The organism is Halobacterium hubeiense (assembly GCF_001488575.1).
In the GTDB taxonomy this organism is placed as follows: domain Archaea; phylum Halobacteriota; class Halobacteria; order Halobacteriales; family Halobacteriaceae; genus Halobacterium; species Halobacterium hubeiense.
Genome location: NZ_LN831302.1, coordinates 761,908 through 777,926, shown reverse-complemented (window position 1 = coordinate 777,926; position 16,019 = coordinate 761,908). Strand labels below are relative to the sequence as shown.

At 68.8% G+C, this 16,019-nt stretch carries 14 protein-coding genes, 1 tRNA gene and 1 pseudogene; 9 read left to right on the top strand and 7 right to left on the bottom strand.

Annotated features, from left to right (window positions below):
- Positions 1-13 precede the first annotated feature (13 nt).
- Both HHUB_RS03975 and HHUB_RS03970 read right to left on the bottom strand, forming a co-directional pair.
- Entirely contained in the window at positions 14-370 is a 357-nt protein-coding gene (locus HHUB_RS03975) for a type II toxin-antitoxin system PemK/MazF family toxin (protein ID WP_059056304.1), read from the bottom strand.
- A complete protein-coding gene (locus HHUB_RS03970) occupies positions 367-738 on the bottom strand; it encodes a MarR family transcriptional regulator (RefSeq protein WP_059056303.1) in 372 nt (123 codons plus the stop codon). The genes HHUB_RS03975 and HHUB_RS03970 overlap by 4 nt, the downstream gene beginning before the upstream one ends.
- Before the next feature lie 111 nt (positions 739-849).
- Here HHUB_RS03970 and hpt point away from each other — a divergent pair, with 111 nt between their 5' ends.
- The 7 genes and pseudogenes from hpt to HHUB_RS03935 all read left to right on the top strand — a co-directional run bounded on the left by hpt (position 850) and on the right by HHUB_RS03935 (position 8,627).
- Complete coding sequence (gene hpt, locus HHUB_RS03965) at positions 850-1,416, top strand: hypoxanthine/guanine phosphoribosyltransferase (protein WP_059056302.1); 567 nt, start codon at positions 850-852, stop codon at positions 1,414-1,416.
- A 76-nt stretch (positions 1,417-1,492) separates the two neighbouring features.
- Positions 1,493-4,369: pseudogene (locus tag HHUB_RS03960) on the top strand (type II/IV secretion system ATPase subunit); the annotation flags it as partial.
- Between the two features lie 20 nt (positions 4,370-4,389).
- Positions 4,390-6,402: a type II secretion system F family protein gene (locus tag HHUB_RS03955; RefSeq protein WP_059056300.1), complete on the top strand. Its 2,013-nt coding sequence runs from the start codon at positions 4,390-4,392 to the stop codon at positions 6,400-6,402.
- A 1-nt stretch (position 6,403) separates the two neighbouring features.
- A complete protein-coding gene (locus tag HHUB_RS03950) occupies positions 6,404-6,841 on the top strand; it encodes a DUF7287 family protein (protein WP_449271432.1) in 438 nt (145 codons plus the stop codon).
- Between the two features lies 1 nt (position 6,842).
- Complete coding sequence (locus HHUB_RS03945; RefSeq protein WP_059056298.1) at positions 6,843-7,448, top strand: DUF7288 family protein; 606 nt, start codon at positions 6,843-6,845, stop codon at positions 7,446-7,448.
- Positions 7,436-7,891: a DUF7266 family protein gene (locus tag HHUB_RS03940; RefSeq protein ID WP_143416408.1), complete on the top strand. Its 456-nt coding sequence runs from the start codon at positions 7,436-7,438 to the stop codon at positions 7,889-7,891. The genes HHUB_RS03945 and HHUB_RS03940 overlap by 13 nt, the downstream gene beginning before the upstream one ends.
- Positions 7,884-8,627: a DUF7289 family protein gene (locus HHUB_RS03935; RefSeq protein ID WP_059056296.1), complete on the top strand. Its 744-nt coding sequence runs from the start codon at positions 7,884-7,886 to the stop codon at positions 8,625-8,627. Before HHUB_RS03940 ends, HHUB_RS03935 begins: the two co-directional genes overlap by 8 nt.
- On the opposite strand, the gene HHUB_RS03930 is transcribed toward HHUB_RS03935, so the two are convergent.
- From HHUB_RS03930 to HHUB_RS03915, 4 genes are all read right to left on the bottom strand, one after another.
- A complete protein-coding gene (locus HHUB_RS03930; protein ID WP_059056295.1) occupies positions 8,628-9,938 on the bottom strand; it encodes a DUF7289 family protein in 1,311 nt (436 codons plus the stop codon).
- Between the two features lie 82 nt (positions 9,939-10,020).
- Positions 10,021-11,625, bottom strand: a complete 1,605-nt coding sequence (locus HHUB_RS03925; protein WP_059056294.1) for a long-chain-fatty-acid--CoA ligase — start codon at positions 11,623-11,625, stop codon at positions 10,021-10,023.
- Positions 11,626-11,821: 196 nt separating this feature from the next.
- Positions 11,822-11,894, bottom strand: a tRNA-Arg gene (locus HHUB_RS03920).
- 40 nt (positions 11,895-11,934) lie between these two features.
- Positions 11,935-12,225, bottom strand: coding sequence for a twin-arginine translocase TatA/TatE family subunit (locus HHUB_RS03915; RefSeq protein ID WP_059056293.1), 291 nt, complete (start codon positions 12,223-12,225; stop codon positions 11,935-11,937).
- Between the two features lie 189 nt (positions 12,226-12,414).
- On the opposite strand from HHUB_RS03915, the gene HHUB_RS03910 reads away from it, so the two are divergent.
- Both HHUB_RS03910 and HHUB_RS03905 read left to right on the top strand, forming a co-directional pair.
- A complete protein-coding gene (locus HHUB_RS03910) occupies positions 12,415-13,227 on the top strand; it encodes an HD domain-containing protein (RefSeq protein WP_059056292.1) in 813 nt (270 codons plus the stop codon).
- 50 nt (positions 13,228-13,277) lie between these two features.
- Complete coding sequence (locus tag HHUB_RS03905) at positions 13,278-14,942, top strand: receiver/sensor box histidine kinase (RefSeq protein ID WP_082687163.1); 1,665 nt, start codon at positions 13,278-13,280, stop codon at positions 14,940-14,942.
- Here HHUB_RS03905 and HHUB_RS03900 read toward each other — a convergent pair.
- The gene (locus HHUB_RS03900; protein ID WP_059056291.1) at positions 14,907-15,935 is read right to left on the bottom strand and encodes an LLM class flavin-dependent oxidoreductase; all 1,029 of its coding nucleotides are present in this window, start codon (positions 15,933-15,935) and stop codon (positions 14,907-14,909) included. The two genes, HHUB_RS03905 and HHUB_RS03900, sit on opposite strands and share 36 nt — an antisense overlap.
- Between the last annotated feature and the right edge of the window lie 84 nt (positions 15,936-16,019).

The following is a 16,019-nucleotide window of genomic DNA, read 5'->3' as shown; positions in this document are numbered from 1 at the left end:
GACAGCCCGGTAGCTACTGGCGGAGTTCGTCGACCAGTGACGCGACGGCGTCGTCGACGAGGCGTTGCGTCAGCCGTCCTTGCCAGAACGCGATGTCGTCGGAACTGAGCGATTGGACGCCCCACGAAACGATGCGGCTCTGTTCGGGCGTTCCACCACGTATCCAGTCGTCGTCCGGGATTTCGAGGAGGCCATCCAGCCACGACTTCGTCGTCAGCGTGACTGCGATGTACTGTTCGCCGTGGAACGGTCGGTCCTCGTGATTCGAGAGGACGAGCCACGGGCGCGCCTGCTTGTCACCGTCGAACGGGTCGGCGCCGTAGACGACGTCGCCCGGTTCGAAAGTCGGCGTCGGTTCCTCGTCGCTCACTGTTCGTCGTCGACGCTCGGGTGCGCTCCCTCGGGCGACTGCTCGCGCCAAGCGTCCGCGTTCTCCTCTCCGAGTTGCTCGTTGAACAGCGAGGTCGCGCGCTCGTAGCCGTCGTACGCCGCGAGTCGCTGCTCGTCGTCGGTGACCGCCCAGTAGGTCGCCTTGTGTTCGACGAGGTCGCGGTCCTTGAGCCGCGTGAGGGCGGTACTGACCGCTCCGTCGTCGAGTTCGAGGCGAGCGGCAATCTCGCTCGCTTCAAACGCGTGGCCGTCGTGGCTCGCGAGGAAGCCGAGGACGCGCTCGGGAACGGACAGTCCCGCGAGTTCGTCCTCGCTCGCGTTCTCGAAGGTTTCGCGGTCGATGGACATCTCGGGTGGACGTAGGGCCTCCACCGCAAAGAGCGTTAGTGGTGAAACCAGCGTAATTGCTGAAAATACACGAACCCCGCATCCTTTTGGCTCGACGGGCGAACGCGGGGTATGGAGCGGTTACGCGAGTCCTTCCAGCGGGCGCCCGTCATCGAGAAGGAGGGCGGCTACGAGTACGTCGTCCTCCCGATTAGCAACGGCGTGCCGATGCTCGACCCCGCGCTGTTGCGGGAGGTCGTCGTCGGCATCACCCGGGTCGCGGACCTCGAAGGCGTGGACAAAATCGTGACCCCGGAGGCGATGGGCATCCACATCTCGACGGCGGTGAGCCTGCAGACGGACCTCCCGGTGACCGTCGTGCGCAAGCGCGAGTACGGCCTCCCGGGCGAGGTCGAAATCCACCAGGAGACGGGCTACTCGGAGGGCGAGATGTACGTCAACGACGTGGAGGAGGGCGACCGCGTGCTCGTGCTGGACGACCTGCTATCGACGGGCGGGACGCTGCGCGCGCTCACGGACGCTCTCGACGGCATCGGCGCGGACATCGCGGACGTCGTGGTGGTCATCCGGAAGGTCGGCTCGGAGAGCGCGATGGCCGAGTCGCCCCACGACGTGACGGCGCTGGTGGACATCGAGGTGTCGGACGGCGAGGTCACCGTGGTGGACGAGTACCGGTAGCGGCCGCCGGTTCGTGTCAAGGAGCGTGGTAATTGGTCGCAAGGGTTTTTTGACGCTGCCCGGCCAGTACCAGCCAATGGCAGGCGACGATGCCGAAGCCGGCGGGGCGACGACCGGCGGCGGCACCGACGGCACACCAGCGGAGGGCACACCGGGGGCGCGGAACCGCGACTACGACTGGGAAGACCTCGCGCCCGCGGTCCGCGAGTACGACGTCGGCGCGACGGTCGGCGACTACTCCTGGGTGGACTATCTGGAGGAGTACGGCGACGACGACGCCGCCGACCGCGTCCGACAGCGCCGCGAGCGCACGAGACACGAGCTCGCGGCCGCCGACGCGGGCAGGAGGGAGACCGTCGAGCCGCCGTACCCCGAGTGGGACGAACTCGGCGCGGACCCGCCGGAGCCGAAGTGGGACGCCGTCGAGGCCGACCCGAGCGGCGACCTCGGGTTCGACCCCGACGAGAAGGGCGACGTGCTCGCGACGGCGGCGCGGCGCGCGAGCAACTTCCACGACTACTTCGACGAGTTCACCGACCCCGAGACGACGCCGGTCGCGAAAGACGAGTGGATGTGGGAGCACTTCAAGCGCGAGTACTACTACGTCGGCGACAACGACTGGACGAGACCGCGCGACGACGACGGCGAAATCGTCCGCTTCGACCCCGTGGAGCACCTCGGCTTCGACCCGGAGAACGTCGAGCAGTGGCTCTCGGTGAAAGACGACGCCGCCGACAAGATGCTCGACCTCGAAGACGAGCGCACGGTCGACATCCACGAGGACATCGACGAGGACGCGTTCTTCTCGACTATCGAGGGGAAGACCACCATCGCGAACCGCTACGACCTGGAGAAGGCGGTGCCGATGGAGAAGAAGCGCCACTTCCGGGAGGTCGAGCGCTACTGGGTGAACAAGCCGTACGCGTTCGTCGTCATCTTCCACTCCGACCGCGAGAACGAGAAGAAGTACTACCTCGTGGAGCCCTACCGGAACCCCATCGAGGAGGACCTCCAGGAGTTCCTCACGGAGAAGCTCCGGACCGCCATCAAGTACGCCAGCAACGACGTTGCGGCCGCCGGCGACGAGGCCGAGCGCCGCGGCGTCATCGAGCGCGAGACGCGGAAGCTGCTGGAGCGCTACGACCTCTACGACGGCCCGGTGGGGCGCGAGCAGTCGCTCGTCGACAAACTGCTGGCGGCCGTCGGGCGCGGGGAGCCGCCGGTCGAACCCGACGACACCCACCTCGACGGCATCATGGCGCGCCCCGAGCCCGCGGTGCTGGCGGAGGACCCGGACGCGCTCACGCAGTACCAGGTGGAGACCCTGCTGTACGTCCTCCAGCGGAACTTCATCGGCTACGAGCGCATCGACGGCATCAAGCACGACATCAACGTCGAGGACATCTCCTGCGACGGCTACGACTCGCCGGTGTTCGTCTACCACACCGACTACGAGAACCTCATCACGAACGTCTACCACGGCCGCGAGAGCTTAGACGACTTCGTGGTGAAGCTCGCGCAGCGCTCCGGGAAGGGCATCTCGAAGCGCCAGCCGCAGGTGGACGCCACCCTCCGGGACGGCTCGCGCGCCCAGCTGACGCTCGGGCAGGAGGTCAGCGACCACGGCACCAACTACACCATCCGCCAGTTCAAGGACGTGCCGTTCACGCCCGTGGACCTCATCAACTGGCAGACGTTCAGCCTCGACGAGATGGCGTTCCTCTGGCTGTGCATCGAGTCCCACAAGAGCCTCGTGTTCGCGGGCGGCACCGCGTCCGGGAAGACCACGAGCCTGAACGCCGTCTCGCTGTTCATCCCGAGCAACGCGAAGATCGTCTCCATCGAGGACACCCGCGAGGTCGAACTGCCCCAGCGCAACTGGATTGCGTCGGTCACGCGCCCGAGCTTCGGCGAGGACGAGACCGGCGACATCGACGAGTTCGACCTGCTGGAGGCCGCGCTCCGCCAGCGCCCCGACTACATCGTGATGGGCGAGGTGCGCGGCGAGGAGGGCCGCACGCTCTTCCAGGTGATGTCCACCGGCCACACCACGTACACGACGTTCCACGCGGACAACGTCGGCGAGGTCCTCAAGCGCTTCACCACCGAACCCATCAACGTCTCGAAGACGCTGTTCACGGCGCTGGACCTCGTGTCGGTGCAGTCTCAGACGCGGGTGCGCGGACAGAAGGTCCGGCGAAACCGCTCGATTACCGAAATCAACCGCTACGACCCGGAGAACGACGAAATCAACGTCAACGACGTCTTCCAGTGGGAGCCCGAGGACGACTCCTACCGGCAGACCGCGGACTCCTCGACGCTGGAGGACATCAAGTTCGACCGCGGCTGGACCCAGATGGAACTCGACCGCCAACTGCAGGAGCGCCGCGTCCTGCTGGCGTACCTCATCGAGCAGGGGCTCAACGAGTACGCGCAGGTCGCCGCGACCGCGCAGGCGTACATCAACGACCCCGAGACCATCCTCACGCTCGTCGCCAACGGCCGACTGGAGGACGCCTTAGAGGACCTCCGCGGGATGGAGAGCGTGCTCATCGACGTAGACCCCGACAAGGAGGCGATGGTCCCGCGCCCGAACCCCTCCGAGAGCGTGCTCGAAGAGGCCGAGGACATCCTCGAAACCGCCCGCGAGGAGGGCGGCGTGCTCGCGGAGTTCGAGGGCGAGTCCGCGGACTCGCTGGCGACCGCGCTCACGCCCGACGCCGCCGACGAGGACGTGGTCGCGGACACCCGCGGACTGGACGCCGACGACCTCGAAGCCGCCATCGAGGAAGTGACCGACGCCGAGTTCGCGCCCGGCAGCGAGCGAAGCGACGCAGAACGTGAGAGGACGGACCCGTTCGCGGGCGACGACCTCGAACCCGCGATAGAGCCGGTCAGCGACACCGACGGGTTCGGGGCGTTCGAGCCCGCCGCCGGCGACGGCGACCGCGCGGAACGTGAGGAGGACGCCGAATGAGCACGGGGTCGCAGTCGTTCGGCGAGGGCGCGGACGCCGTCGCGGACGCGTTCTTCCCCGTCTACCAGTGGGCGTTCAGCGACGGCAGCGACTTCGTCGCGGACGTGGAGACGAAGCTCGCGGAAGCCCGCATGGACGACCCCGTGGAGCTGTTCGTCTCCCGCGCCATCGGCGTCGGCGTCGTCGCGGGCGTCCTCCTGTGGCTGCTCGGGCTCGGGCTCGGCTACGGCCTCTTCTACACCGGGCTCGTGGAGACGGAGACGCTCATCGGCGTCCCCGTCCCGAACGAGACGCTTTTGGCCATCGTGCAGGCGCTGAAGATTCCCGCGCTGGTGGTCGGCACCGGACTCCTGTTCGGGTTCGTCGGCTTCACCGTCGGGTTCGGCGGCCTGCTCTCCGTACCGTACATGCGGTCCAGCTCCCGGGAGCGCGAGATCAACATGCTGCTGCCGGACGCCGTCTCCTTCATGTACGCGCTGTCCATCGGCGGCATGAACCAACTGGAGATTCTGGAGGCGATGGCGAAGGCCGACGACACGTACGGCGAGGTCGCCATGGAGTTCCGCAGCATCGTCCAGGAGACCGAGTACTTCGACACCGACTACCGGACGGCGGTGCGGAACCGCTCGATGGAGACGCCCAGCGACGAGCTCAGCCAGTTCCTGACGGACATGCTCTCCATCATCAACTCCGGCGGAGACATGACGGAGTTCCTCTCGGACAAGAAGGACAAGCACATGCGCACCGCCAAACAGCAACAGGAGCTCACGCTCGACACGCTGGAGCTGTTCGGCGAGATGTACATGACGCTGTCGCTGTTCCCGCTGCTGCTCATCATCATCCTCGTCATCATGAGCATGCTCGGGCAGGCCCAGATGCGCCTCCTCTACGCCACCGTCTACGTGCTGACGCCCATCGTCGGGCTGGGCTTTCTCGTGCTCGTCTCCACGGTCAAGCAGGACGAAATCGGGGACGGCTACCTCGAGTTCGAGGGCGAGGACGCCGGCCGCCGCGAACCCGGCCTGCTCAGCCTCGGCCTCGTGGAGCGCTTCGTCGGCGAGTACTCGATTTTCGACCGCGTGAAGCGCCGCGAGGGCACCTACGAGACGATGCAGGTGATGCGCCACCCCGCGCGCTTCTTCCGTGACAACCCGCTGTTCACGCTCGCGTTCACCGTGCCCGTGACGCTCGTGCTCGTCGCGAACGCGTTCCTCGCGGGCCTCGCGCCGACGACGCTGGACGGCATGGTTGACGCGCCAATCTGGGGGACGTTCCTCTACGCCTACCTCCCGCTGTACCTCGTCGGGTTCCCGCTGGCGGTGTTCCGCGAGTGGAACGTGCGCTCGCGGCGCCGCATCACGAACAAGCTCTCGGACAACCTCCGGAAGCTCTCCTCCGCGAACGACACCGGAATGACGATTCTGGAGTCCATCGGCGCGGTGTCGGAGACCACCAGCGGGAAGCTCGGCGAGGAGTTCGAGACGATGTACGCGAAGGTGAACTACGGCACGAGTCTGAAGCGCGCGCTCGTCGAGTTCAACAACAAGTACCACATCCCGCGGCTCGCCCGCACGGTCAAGCTCATCACGAAGGCCCAGGAGGCGTCCAGCCAGATTACGGCGGTGCTCTCGACGGCCGCCCAAGCCAGCGAGAATCAGGACGACATCGAGCGCGAGCGCCGCTCGCGGGCCCGCATGCAGGTCGTCATCATCATCATGACGTACCTCACGCTGCTGGCGGTGATGCTCATCCTCCAGGTGAAGTTCCTCGGCACGATGAGCGGGCTGGAGACCTCGACCGGGGGCGCGGGCGGCGCCGGCGGCCAGTTGAGCTTCGGCGGGGATATCGACACCGAGCTGCTGGGGATGATGTTCTTCCACGCGGTGACGATGCAGGGAGTTATCTCCGGGTTCGTCGCGGGGTACATCCGCGACGCCAGCCTGCTGTCGGGCGTGAAGTTCGCGGTCGCGCTGCCGACCGTCGCGCTCGTCGCGTTCTCGTTCGCCTGACATGTCCCGAGCACAGACCACCATGGACTTCGCCGCGGGCGTCAGCATCTTCCTCGTGACCGTGGCGTTCGCGTTCGCGTTCGTCCCCGGCATCATCACGCCGTTCGCGGACCCGGACGTCGGCGACCCTGTCTCCGCGAACCGCGTCGCCGACGACCTCGCGACCGACCGCCTCGCGTCACCGAACCACCCCTACGACCTCGACGCGGAGCGGACGGCCGCGTTCTTCGAGGACGGCGACGCCGTCGGCGAGCTGGCGATGCGCGACTACAAGTCGGTGAACGTCACGCTGACGAACACGACCGGCGACGTGGCGACCATCGACGACGTGCGCGCGGCGGCCGGCCAGTCGCTTCCCGGGGACGCCGACGCCACCGTCGCGTGGCGGAGCGTCACCGTCGGCGGCGACCGCTACGAACTCGTCGTGAGGGTGTGGTAGCATGCGGGGGCAAGCGCACACGCTGGAGGGCGTCGCCGCCGCGCTGCTGGTGGTCGCGACGGTCGCGTTCACGATTCAGGCGACCGCGGTGACGCCGCTGACCGCGAGCACGGCCAGCCAGCACATCGAGACCCAACACGAGCGCGCCGCCTCCGGCCTGCTGGAGACCGAGCGCGCGAACGGCAATCTCTCGCGGACGCTGCGCTACTGGAACGGCACCGGCGCGTCGTTCGCGAACGGGAGCGCCAACGGCTACTACGTCGGCGAGCCGCCGAACGCGTCGTTCCTGCTGGCCGTCGAGGAGACGTTCGGCGACCGCGCGGTCGCGTACAACGTCAACGCCTACTACGTGGACGCGAACGGTGACCGCCGCACCCGCCGGGTCGTCCACCACGGCGACCCGAGCGCGGACGCGGTGGCGGCGACGCGGCTGGTGACGCTGTACGACAACCAGTCGGTCACGGAGCGCAACGGCACGCGCTTCGAGCCGACGGCGAAGACGCTCGCGGACGTCGACGACGCGACCGGCGAGCGCTACTTCGCGCCGAACGCGCCCGGCCACGCGTACGCCGTCGTCGAAGTGGAGGTGGTACTGTGGCGGATGTGAGCCTGCGCCGCGACGACCGCGGCGTCTCCACGGCGCTGGGGTACGTGTTGAACATCGGCGTCGCCGCCATCCTCGTGACGATGCTGCTGTTCTCCGCGGGGTCGCTCGTGGAGACCCAGCGCGACCGCGCCGTCGAGACCGAACTCCGCGTCGTCGGCGACCGCGTGGCGGCGGACCTCGCGGCCGCGGACACGCTCGCGCGCGCCAGCGACGGCGGCAGCGTCCGGTACGCCGTCGAAGCGCCGCCGCGCGTCGCGGGCGTCGCGTACGACGTGCGGGTCAACGAGTCCGGGAACGACACCGTCGTCCTCGACGCCGACCGCTCGGACGTCACCGTCACCGTCGAGTTCCAGACGGAGACGCCCGTCGAGAACGCGACCGTCTCGGGCGGCGACTTCGCCGTGGGCTACGACGGCGACCAACTGGAGGTCGAGGATGCGTAGCGTGCGCGTCGGCGGCGCCTCGGGCGACCGCGGGGTCAGCGACGCGCTCGGGTTCGTCCTCGTCTTCGCCATCATCGTCTCCACCGTCGCGGTCGTCTACGTCGGCGGATACGACGCGCTCACCGGCGCGCGGGACGCCCAGCAGTTCGCGAACACCGAGCGCGCGTTCGACGTCCTCGACTCGAACGTGGACGACCTCGCGGTCCGCGGCGCGCCCAGCCGCACGACGGAGGTGTTGCTGTCCGACGGCGCGCTCGGGTTCGGCGAGGAAGTCACGTTCAACGTCACGACCGCCGACAGCGGCTACTACGAGGTCACCACCAGCCCGCTCGTCTACCGCGCGGACGACGGCGACCGCCTCGTCTACTCGAACGGCGCGCTGTTCCGGGAGTACGGCGACCGCGCGGTGCTGTTCGGCGAGCCGCGCGTCTCCGCGGGCGACCGCACGCTCGTCCCGCTGGTCGTCACGCGCGCCGCGAGCCGCGAGATTTCGACGGACGGCACGCGGCGCCTGCTCGTCAGGACCGACGTCGCCTCGCGGGACGTCGAGCGCTTCACGACGGCGACGAACCTCACCGTCGAGTCGCCGCGGGCCGCCGCGTGGGAGCGATACCTAGAAGGGGAGTTGGGCGCGAACTGCGACGGCCCGGCGGAGGGACGGACTGGCCGCGTCGAGTGCGCGCTCGGCGACGACGTCTACGTGCAGGCGGTCTTCGTGGACGTCGAACTCTCGTAGTCAGTCCACGGTCACGTTCACCGCGTTCTCCGTGACGTGGAGGAACGTGACGACGCGGTCGCCGGAGGAGTCGTAGACGACTTCGCCGCTGGACTCGTCCAGCTGGACGCCCGCGGAGTTGCCGTTGCCCTGCTTCTCGACGCGGAGGTCGACCGTCGGCCCCATCTCGGCGAACGCGTAGTCGACGATGGCGCCGATGGAGTCGTTGGCTATCGGCGGGTCACTGCCCTCGTAGGGAAGCGACGTGTTCCCGGTGAAGTCGAGATGCAACACCGGCTCGTCGCCGTCGCAGTCGGCGACGAACGAGGTCCCCGACTCGTTCACCGCGGAGTCGTTCTCCCACGTGTGCGTCGTCCCGCCGTCCTCGTAGGTGGCGGTCACGGGCAACGGCTCGCCCTCGCAGGGCTTCCCGCGCGGGATGTGGACGCGGAACTGCTGGTCGCCGCCGTTGTCGAGGACCATCGACCAGTCCATCGGCCGGAACCCCGAGGGGTTCTTCGGGCGGAGCGTGAACGACAGCGACTCGATGGGGTCGGTCTCGGCGACGCCGCGGAGCCGCCGCGGCGTGTCGCTGAGCGTGAACTGGCCGCCGCCGCCGCGCGCGACGAGCTCCAGCTCCACGCGGTTCTGGTCGGGGAGCACGGAGACGTTCCCGCTGGTCCGCGACCGGAAGAACGACGCCCAGCCGCGGTAGTAGTCGCTCTCCACGGCGACGGTGACGGTGCCGTTCTCCAGCGGGTTCGACCGCCCCGGCCCCGGGAACACCGAGCGGTTCGACGCCGCCTCGTTGCCCGTCACGCGAGCGGTCGGCGCGCCGCCCGCGGACTGCGCGCCGCCGGTCACGCGAATCACCGGCAGCGTCAGCGTCGCGCCCTGATAGTTGAACTCCGGCGGCGACACCATCTCCGCGCCCGCGCCCCGGGAGCGCCACACGCCGCCGCCCTGGTACGCGACCTCGCTGTCGCCGTTCTGGTAGACGACCGACCCAAGCGTCGTGTCCACGTACTCGGTCGTCGTGCCGTCCTGCTGCTCGCGGACGACCACCATGCGGCCGGTGTCCGGCCGCACCTCGTAGCGGCCGCGCTCGGCGTTCGCCAGCGTCAGCGACTGGCCGTCCGACCGCCCGAGCGCCACGAGCGCGGTGCGCGCGTCGAAGAGACTCATCGACTGCTCGGCGCGCTGGACCGACGACTGGTCCTGCGCCGTGTCGAGTGCGCTGCCGCCCACCGCGACGACGGCCCCGACGCCGGCGACGGTGATGGCGAGCAGCAACACCACCCCGATGGTCTCGCTCTGTCCGCGCGCGTCCATGCCCCCTCGGTTGGCTGGTGACACGCAAGAAGGTGACGGGGAACTGTCGGCGAACGACCACGAGCGCGGCCAGCGCCGCCGACTACCCCTGTCCGACCATCGACTCCTCGTCGGCCCACTCTCGCTCGCGGAGTTCGTACTTCTGGACCTTCCCGGTGGCCGTCGTCGGCAGCTCCGCGACGAACTCGACGCGCCGCACCGCCTTGTATGAGGCGAGGCGCTCGCGGGTGAACTCCGCGAGCTCGTCGGCGGTGACGCCCGGACTCTCGGGGTCGCCGGACGCCGGCACGACGAACGCCTTCGGCGTCTCCCCCCACTCCTCGTGCGGGGACGGAATCACGGCGGCGTCGCCCACCTCGGGGTGGTCGAAGAGGGCGTCCTCCAGCTCGATGGAGGAGATGTTCTCCCCGCCGGAGATGATGATGTCCTTCGAGCGGTCCTGGATGGCGACGAAGCCGTGCTCGTCGACGACTGCGAGGTCGCCCGTGTGGTAGTACCCCTCGACGCGGTCGTTGAACGCCTCCTCGGTCGCCTCGGGCTTGTTCCAGTAGCCGTCCATCACCTGATTGCCGCTGACGACGATTTCCCCGATGGTGGAGTCGTCCCACGGCACGTCCTCGCCGTCCTCGTCGACGACCCGGATTTCGGTGCCGAGGAACCCGATTCCCTGTCGCTTCTGGAGCGCGTACCGGTCCTCGCCGTCGAGCAGGCGCTCGGCGCTCGACGTGGTGACCAGCGGCCCCGTCTCGGTCGCGCCGTAGACGTGGACGAGGTCCCAACCGAACTCGTCCTCGACGGTGCGAATCGTCGCCTCGGGCGGCGAACTGCCCGCGGTCGCCACCCGCACGGGCGCGTCACCGGAGGGCTCGACGTCGTGGTCCGCGTAGTAGTCCTGGAGCATGTTCAGAACCGTCGGCGCCGCACAGAGGTACGAGACGTCCTCCTCGCGGACGGTCTCGAAGATGGACGCGGCATCGACGCCCCGGGTGCAGACGTGGGTGGCGCCGGCGCCCGTGACGGCGTAGATGTGGCCCCAGCCGTTGACGTGGAACATCGGGAGCGTCCAGAGGTAGGTGTCGGTGTCCCGGACGTCTTGGTGGTAGGAGACGAGGAACGCGTGCAGCGTCTCGTTGCGGTGCGTGCGGCAGACGCCCTTCGGGTCGCCGGTCGTCCCCGACGTGTAGTTGATGGTCACGACGTCGTCCTCGCTCATCTCGGGGCGGTCGTAGTCGCCGGCGGCCGCGAGCACGTCGTCGAAGCCCTCCCAGTCGCCGTCGACGGCGTCGGCGTCGTTCGTGATGAACGTCTCCACGGGCACCTCGTCGCGGACGGCTTCGACCTTCTCGGCGTACTCGTGGTCGGCGTAGATGGCGGTGACGCCCGCGTCGTTCAGGACGTACTCGAAGTCCTCGGGGGTCAGCCGGTAGTTCAGCGGCGTGTGAATCGCGCCCGCCTGCATCGTCCCGTAGGCGGCTTCGAGGTGGTAGTGCGTGTTCGGGTCGAGGACGGCCACGCGGTCGCCCGCTTCGACGCCGCGGGCCTGCAGTGCGGCGGCGAACCGGTCGGCGCGCTCGCCGAGTTCGTCGTACGTGTACCGCTGGCCCGTCGTCGCGACGACAGCGGTCTCGTCGCCGTAGTACTCGCGGGCGCGGTCGAGGAAGTCCGTGACGAGGAGTGGTCGCTCCATACCGGACAATCATGGACGTTGATGATATTAGTTCGGGTCCGAACAGTTACTTCCCGAGAACGGCCGAAGCCGTCATTCCTCCTCGAACGGGCAGAAAGCGGGCGCGACAGAACTGAGGAAACGGGCGTGGCGGGAGTGAGCAAACGCTTCGCGTTTGCGAGCTACGTCACGCCCGCGAACGAACGAAGTGAGTGAGCGGGCGTGGCGGGACTCGAACCCGCGATCTAGAGGTTAGGAACCTCTCGCCGTGTCCGCTTGGCCACACGCCCTCTACGTCGAGCGAGGACGGGGCACAGAAAAACCGTTACGTTAGTTGCCGGACGGGGTCTCGGAGTCCGCGTCGCCGGTCGTCGAGTCCGTGGTGGTCTCGGTCTCCGTGGTCGTGGATTCGCCGTCGGTTTCGGGACCGTCGCGCATCTCTTGGAGTTCCTGTTCGACTTCCTCGCGGCCTTTCTGGAACTCGCCGATGGCCTCGCCGCTGGAGCGGGCGAGCTTCGGAATCTTGTTCGCGCCGAACAGGAGGACGGCGATGAGCAGGATGACTGCCCACTCCATGCCGCCCGGCAGCCCGCCGATGAACAGGGGAGTACTGGTGAACATCGCTACTCGGTGGTAGCCGGTTCGCAATTATAGGCTTTATGCTGTTCTCAGGCTCGCAATAACGCCCAGTTCCCCTCCTGAAAACGCCGCTACGCGTCCTCGCGGGCGTTTCCGCTCGTGGCGGGTCGGCGATGCGGCGTGTCGGCCCCGTCACACGGTTTTTCACGGCGGCCCGCGAACCGTCGGAGTATGAGCGACGCCACGCAGTCCGACGCCGACCGCGAGTACGACCCGGACGCCGAGCACGCGTTCCCCGACGAGCGGCTCAACGAGGTGCTGGAGCTCGTCACCGACGACCCCGAGATTACGACGTACCTCGACGCGCAGAACGTCAACCCCGTGAAGCGGAAGGGGTACAACGACCACGGCACCAAGCACATCGAGATCGTCCGGAACCGCGCGCTGCGGCTCTACGACCTCCTGAAGCGCGGGGGCGTAGAGTTCAACGGCGCGACCGACCAAGGGCTCGACGAGGCCGACGAGGCCGTCATCGTCGCGCTCGCGGCGACGCTGCACGACATCGGGCACGTCGTCCACCGCGACGACCACGCGTACTACTCGATTCCGCTCGCGTCGGACCTGCTGGACCGCATCCTCCCGGAGTTCTACGCGACCCCGGAAGCGGTGCGCGTGAAGGCGGAGGTGCTGCACGCGATTCTCTGTCACCACACCGAGGAGGACCCACTCACGACCGAGGCCGGCGTCATCCGCGTCGCCGACGGCCTCGACATGGAGCGCGGGCGGTCGCGGCTCCCCTACGAGCGCGGCGGCCGCGGCATCAACACCATCTCCAGTCAGGCCATCGACTCGGTGACCCTCGAACAGGGCGAGGAGCGCCCCGTGCTCGTGGAAATCGAGATGCGCAACGCCGCGGGCGTCTACCAGGTGGACAACCTCCTCAAGGAGAAGCTCCACAAGTCCGGCATCGAGAACGACGTCCGCATCGTCGCGCTCAACACCGGCGGCGACAGCGACCAGCTCGTCGAGCGCATCGAACTGTAGTCGGCCGGGGGTAGACTCTTATTCGAATAGCGCGTACGTCAATCGTATTCGTGTCCCTGTCGTCCCGTACCGGCGGCACCGTCATCGCGGTGTTCGGGCTCGCCCTCGCGGCGTTCCACGTGGGGACGATCAGCGCGGCGAGAGGCGAGTCGGCAGCCCACCTGCTCGCCGACGGGTTCCTCCCGCTGGTGCTGTCGGCGGCCGTCGTCGCCGCGGGCGTGCAGTTCGCTCGCTCGGAGGGGGTCGCCGACCAGTTCGTCCCGCGGGCGCTCTCGTGGGTGGCCGTCGGCGTGGTCGTGTTGGTCGCCGCGACGACGTGGCTGTACGCGACCGGCGCAGACAGCGGTGGCCTCCCGCCGAACCTCTGGTCGACGCTCGCGAACGCCGCGACGTTCGGCGGCCTCATCGGCTACCTCGTCGGCGTCTACGACGTGGGTCGCCGCCAACAGCAGGTGCGCGCCGACCAGTTGAACCGCATCAACGACACGCTCCGCATCGCCACGCGGGAGGTCGTCGCCGCGGACACCCGCGACGACCTCGAACGGCGCGTCTGCGAGCGCATCCAGCAGTCCGGCTCCTACGAGTCGGCGTGGATCGGGCGCTACGAGCCCGGGGACGACGAACTCACGCCCGTCGCGTGGGCGGGGTTGGAGGACGACTACTACGAGCCGCTGGCCATCCCGCTCGACGAGGACGTCCCTGAGGGGCGTGGCGCCGGCGGGCGCGCCGTCCGCACGGGCGAGATTCAGTGCTCGCAGGACGTGTTCGCCGACCCGTCGATGGAGCCGTGGCACGACCTGTTCGCGGAGCACGGCGTCGAGTCGGTCGCGGTCGTCCCGATTACCCACGACGGCACCGTCTACGGCGTCCTGAGCGTGTACGCGAACCGCGCGTACGTCTTCGACGAGCCCGAGCGGGAGGTGCTGGCGGAGCTCGGGGAGACCATCGGGCACGCGGTCACGTCCATCGAGGCGCGCACGCAGCTGCGCCGCCGGGAGCGCGAGCTCGCCAGTCAGAACGACCGCCTGGAGGAGTTCGCCAGCGTCGTCAGCCACGACCTCCGCAACCCCCTGAACGTCGCGGAGGGATCCGTGGAGTTGGCGCGCGCGGAGGGGGACAGCGAGGCGCTCCAGCGGGCGTCCCGCGCGCTCACGCGGATGAACGAGCTCGTCGAGGACGTGCTGGCGCTGGCGCGCAGCGGCCAGGTCGTCAGCGAGTTCGACAGCGTGGACCTCGGCGGGGTCGCCGCCGAGGCGTGGCAGACCACCGAGACCCGGGACGCGACGCTGGACGTGGCGGCGTCGCTAGGGACCGTGGCGGGCGACGAGAGCCGCATCCGCGAGCTGTTCGAGAACCTCTTCCGGAACGCCGTCGAACACGGCGGCGACGACGTCGCGGTGGAAGTCGGCGAACTCGCGGACGGGTCGGGGTTCTACGTGGCGGACGACGGCCCCGGCGTCCCCGAGAGCGACCGCGAGAACGTCTTCGACGCCGGATTCACGACGTCCCCGGACGGCACGGGGTTCGGGCTGAACATCGTCGAGAGCATCGCCGACGCCCACGGCTGGACGGTGAGCGTGACCGACAGCGAGGCGGGGGGCGCGCGCTTCGAGTTTGCGAACGCCGGAGCCGAAGACCAGTCGGGCGACGGGCGAGCCGCGGAGCCGGCGGCCGACGCGTCAGCGCGGCGTGAGGCCGACGCCGTCGGCGAGTAGCTCGTGCGAGCGGAGCGCGTCGTCGTGGTCGGCGACGACGTGCTGAATCATCACTTCGTCGACGCCCACGCGGTCCGCCAGCTGTTCTAGGAGGGAGTTCAATGTCTCGGGACTGCCGGAGATGGCGCGGGGCCACTCGTCGTCGTCCAGCGTCTCGGGCGTCGGCTCGGGGACGCCGCCGAGTTCCGCGATGGCTTCCTCGACGGACGGAGCGGTGCCGGTGACGCCGCGCTGCATGCGCTTGAAGGAGGCCTCGGCGGTCGCGCGCAGTCGCGCGGCGTCCTCGTCGGTCTCCGCGCAGACGGCGTTGACCGCGACCATGCCCTCGGGTTCGTCCACACTACCGGGCAACTGCGAGGACTGGAACGCCTCGCGGTACTGCTGGAAGGCGTGCGTGGCGAACTGCGGGCGGATGAACGCCGCGAAGCAGTACCGCAGCCCGAGCTTGCCCGCGATTTCCGCGCTGGAGGGGCTGGAGCCGAGCACCCACGGGACCGGGGGTTCGTCGCCGGAGCGCGGAATCTCGATGTCGCCGTACGCGTGCGTGTCGGGGTAGTCGTCGTAGAGGTGGGAGACGACCGCCTCGATTTTCTCGCGGTGGTCCTCGTCGGGGTTCGGGACGTGGCGCTCGGTGCCGAGCGCTTGGTCGACCGCCGGCGAGCCGTTCGCGCGCCCGAGGCCGGCGTCGATGCGGCCCGGAGCGAGCGCGTCCAGCGCGCCGAACTCCTCGGCGACCTTCAGCGGGCTGTAGTGGTTGAGGAGGACGGCGCCCGAGCCGAGCCGAATCGACTCGGTCTCTGCGGCGAGGTGGCCGAGCAACACCTCGGGGGTGGTGCCGGCGAGCGTGTCGCCCATGCCGTGGTGCTCGGCGACCCAGAAGCGCTCGTAGCCGAGTCGTTCGGCCTGCTCGGCGGCCTCAACGGTGTTCGCGTAGGCGTCCGTCGCGGTGCCGCCCTCGGGGACCGGGGAGAGGTCGACGACAGAGAGGTCCATGTTCGCCTTCGTGGACTGCGAGAGAAAACGGTTCGGCTCCCAGCAGTCCACGGGCGGACAGGAGGAATTATGGCGCCCGCCGCC

Bases quoted from the DNA above. Each gene is read 5' to 3' on its own strand.
- HHUB_RS03945 (WP_059056298.1), top strand. From the start codon at position 6,843: ATGCGGGGGCAAGCGCACACGCTGGAGGGCGTCGCCGCCGCGCTGCTG.
- HHUB_RS03915 (WP_059056293.1), bottom strand. From the start codon at position 12,225: ATGTTCACCAGTACTCCCCTGTTCATCGGCGGGCTGCCGGGCGGCATG.
- HHUB_RS03955 (WP_059056300.1), top strand. From the start codon at position 4,390: ATGAGCACGGGGTCGCAGTCGTTCGGCGAGGGCGCGGACGCCGTCGCG.
- HHUB_RS03950 (WP_449271432.1), top strand. From the start codon at position 6,404: ATGTCCCGAGCACAGACCACCATGGACTTCGCCGCGGGCGTCAGCATC.
- HHUB_RS03900 (WP_059056291.1), bottom strand. From the start codon at position 15,935: ATGGACCTCTCTGTCGTCGACCTCTCCCCGGTCCCCGAGGGCGGCACC.
- HHUB_RS03970 (WP_059056303.1), bottom strand. From the start codon at position 738: ATGTCCATCGACCGCGAAACCTTCGAGAACGCGAGCGAGGACGAACTC.
- HHUB_RS03935 (WP_059056296.1), top strand. From the start codon at position 7,884: ATGCGTAGCGTGCGCGTCGGCGGCGCCTCGGGCGACCGCGGGGTCAGC.
- HHUB_RS03925 (WP_059056294.1), bottom strand. From the start codon at position 11,625: ATGGAGCGACCACTCCTCGTCACGGACTTCCTCGACCGCGCCCGCGAG.
- hpt (WP_059056302.1), top strand. From the start codon at position 850: ATGGAGCGGTTACGCGAGTCCTTCCAGCGGGCGCCCGTCATCGAGAAG.
- HHUB_RS03930 (WP_059056295.1), bottom strand. From the start codon at position 9,938: ATGGACGCGCGCGGACAGAGCGAGACCATCGGGGTGGTGTTGCTGCTC.
- HHUB_RS03910 (WP_059056292.1), top strand. From the start codon at position 12,415: ATGAGCGACGCCACGCAGTCCGACGCCGACCGCGAGTACGACCCGGAC.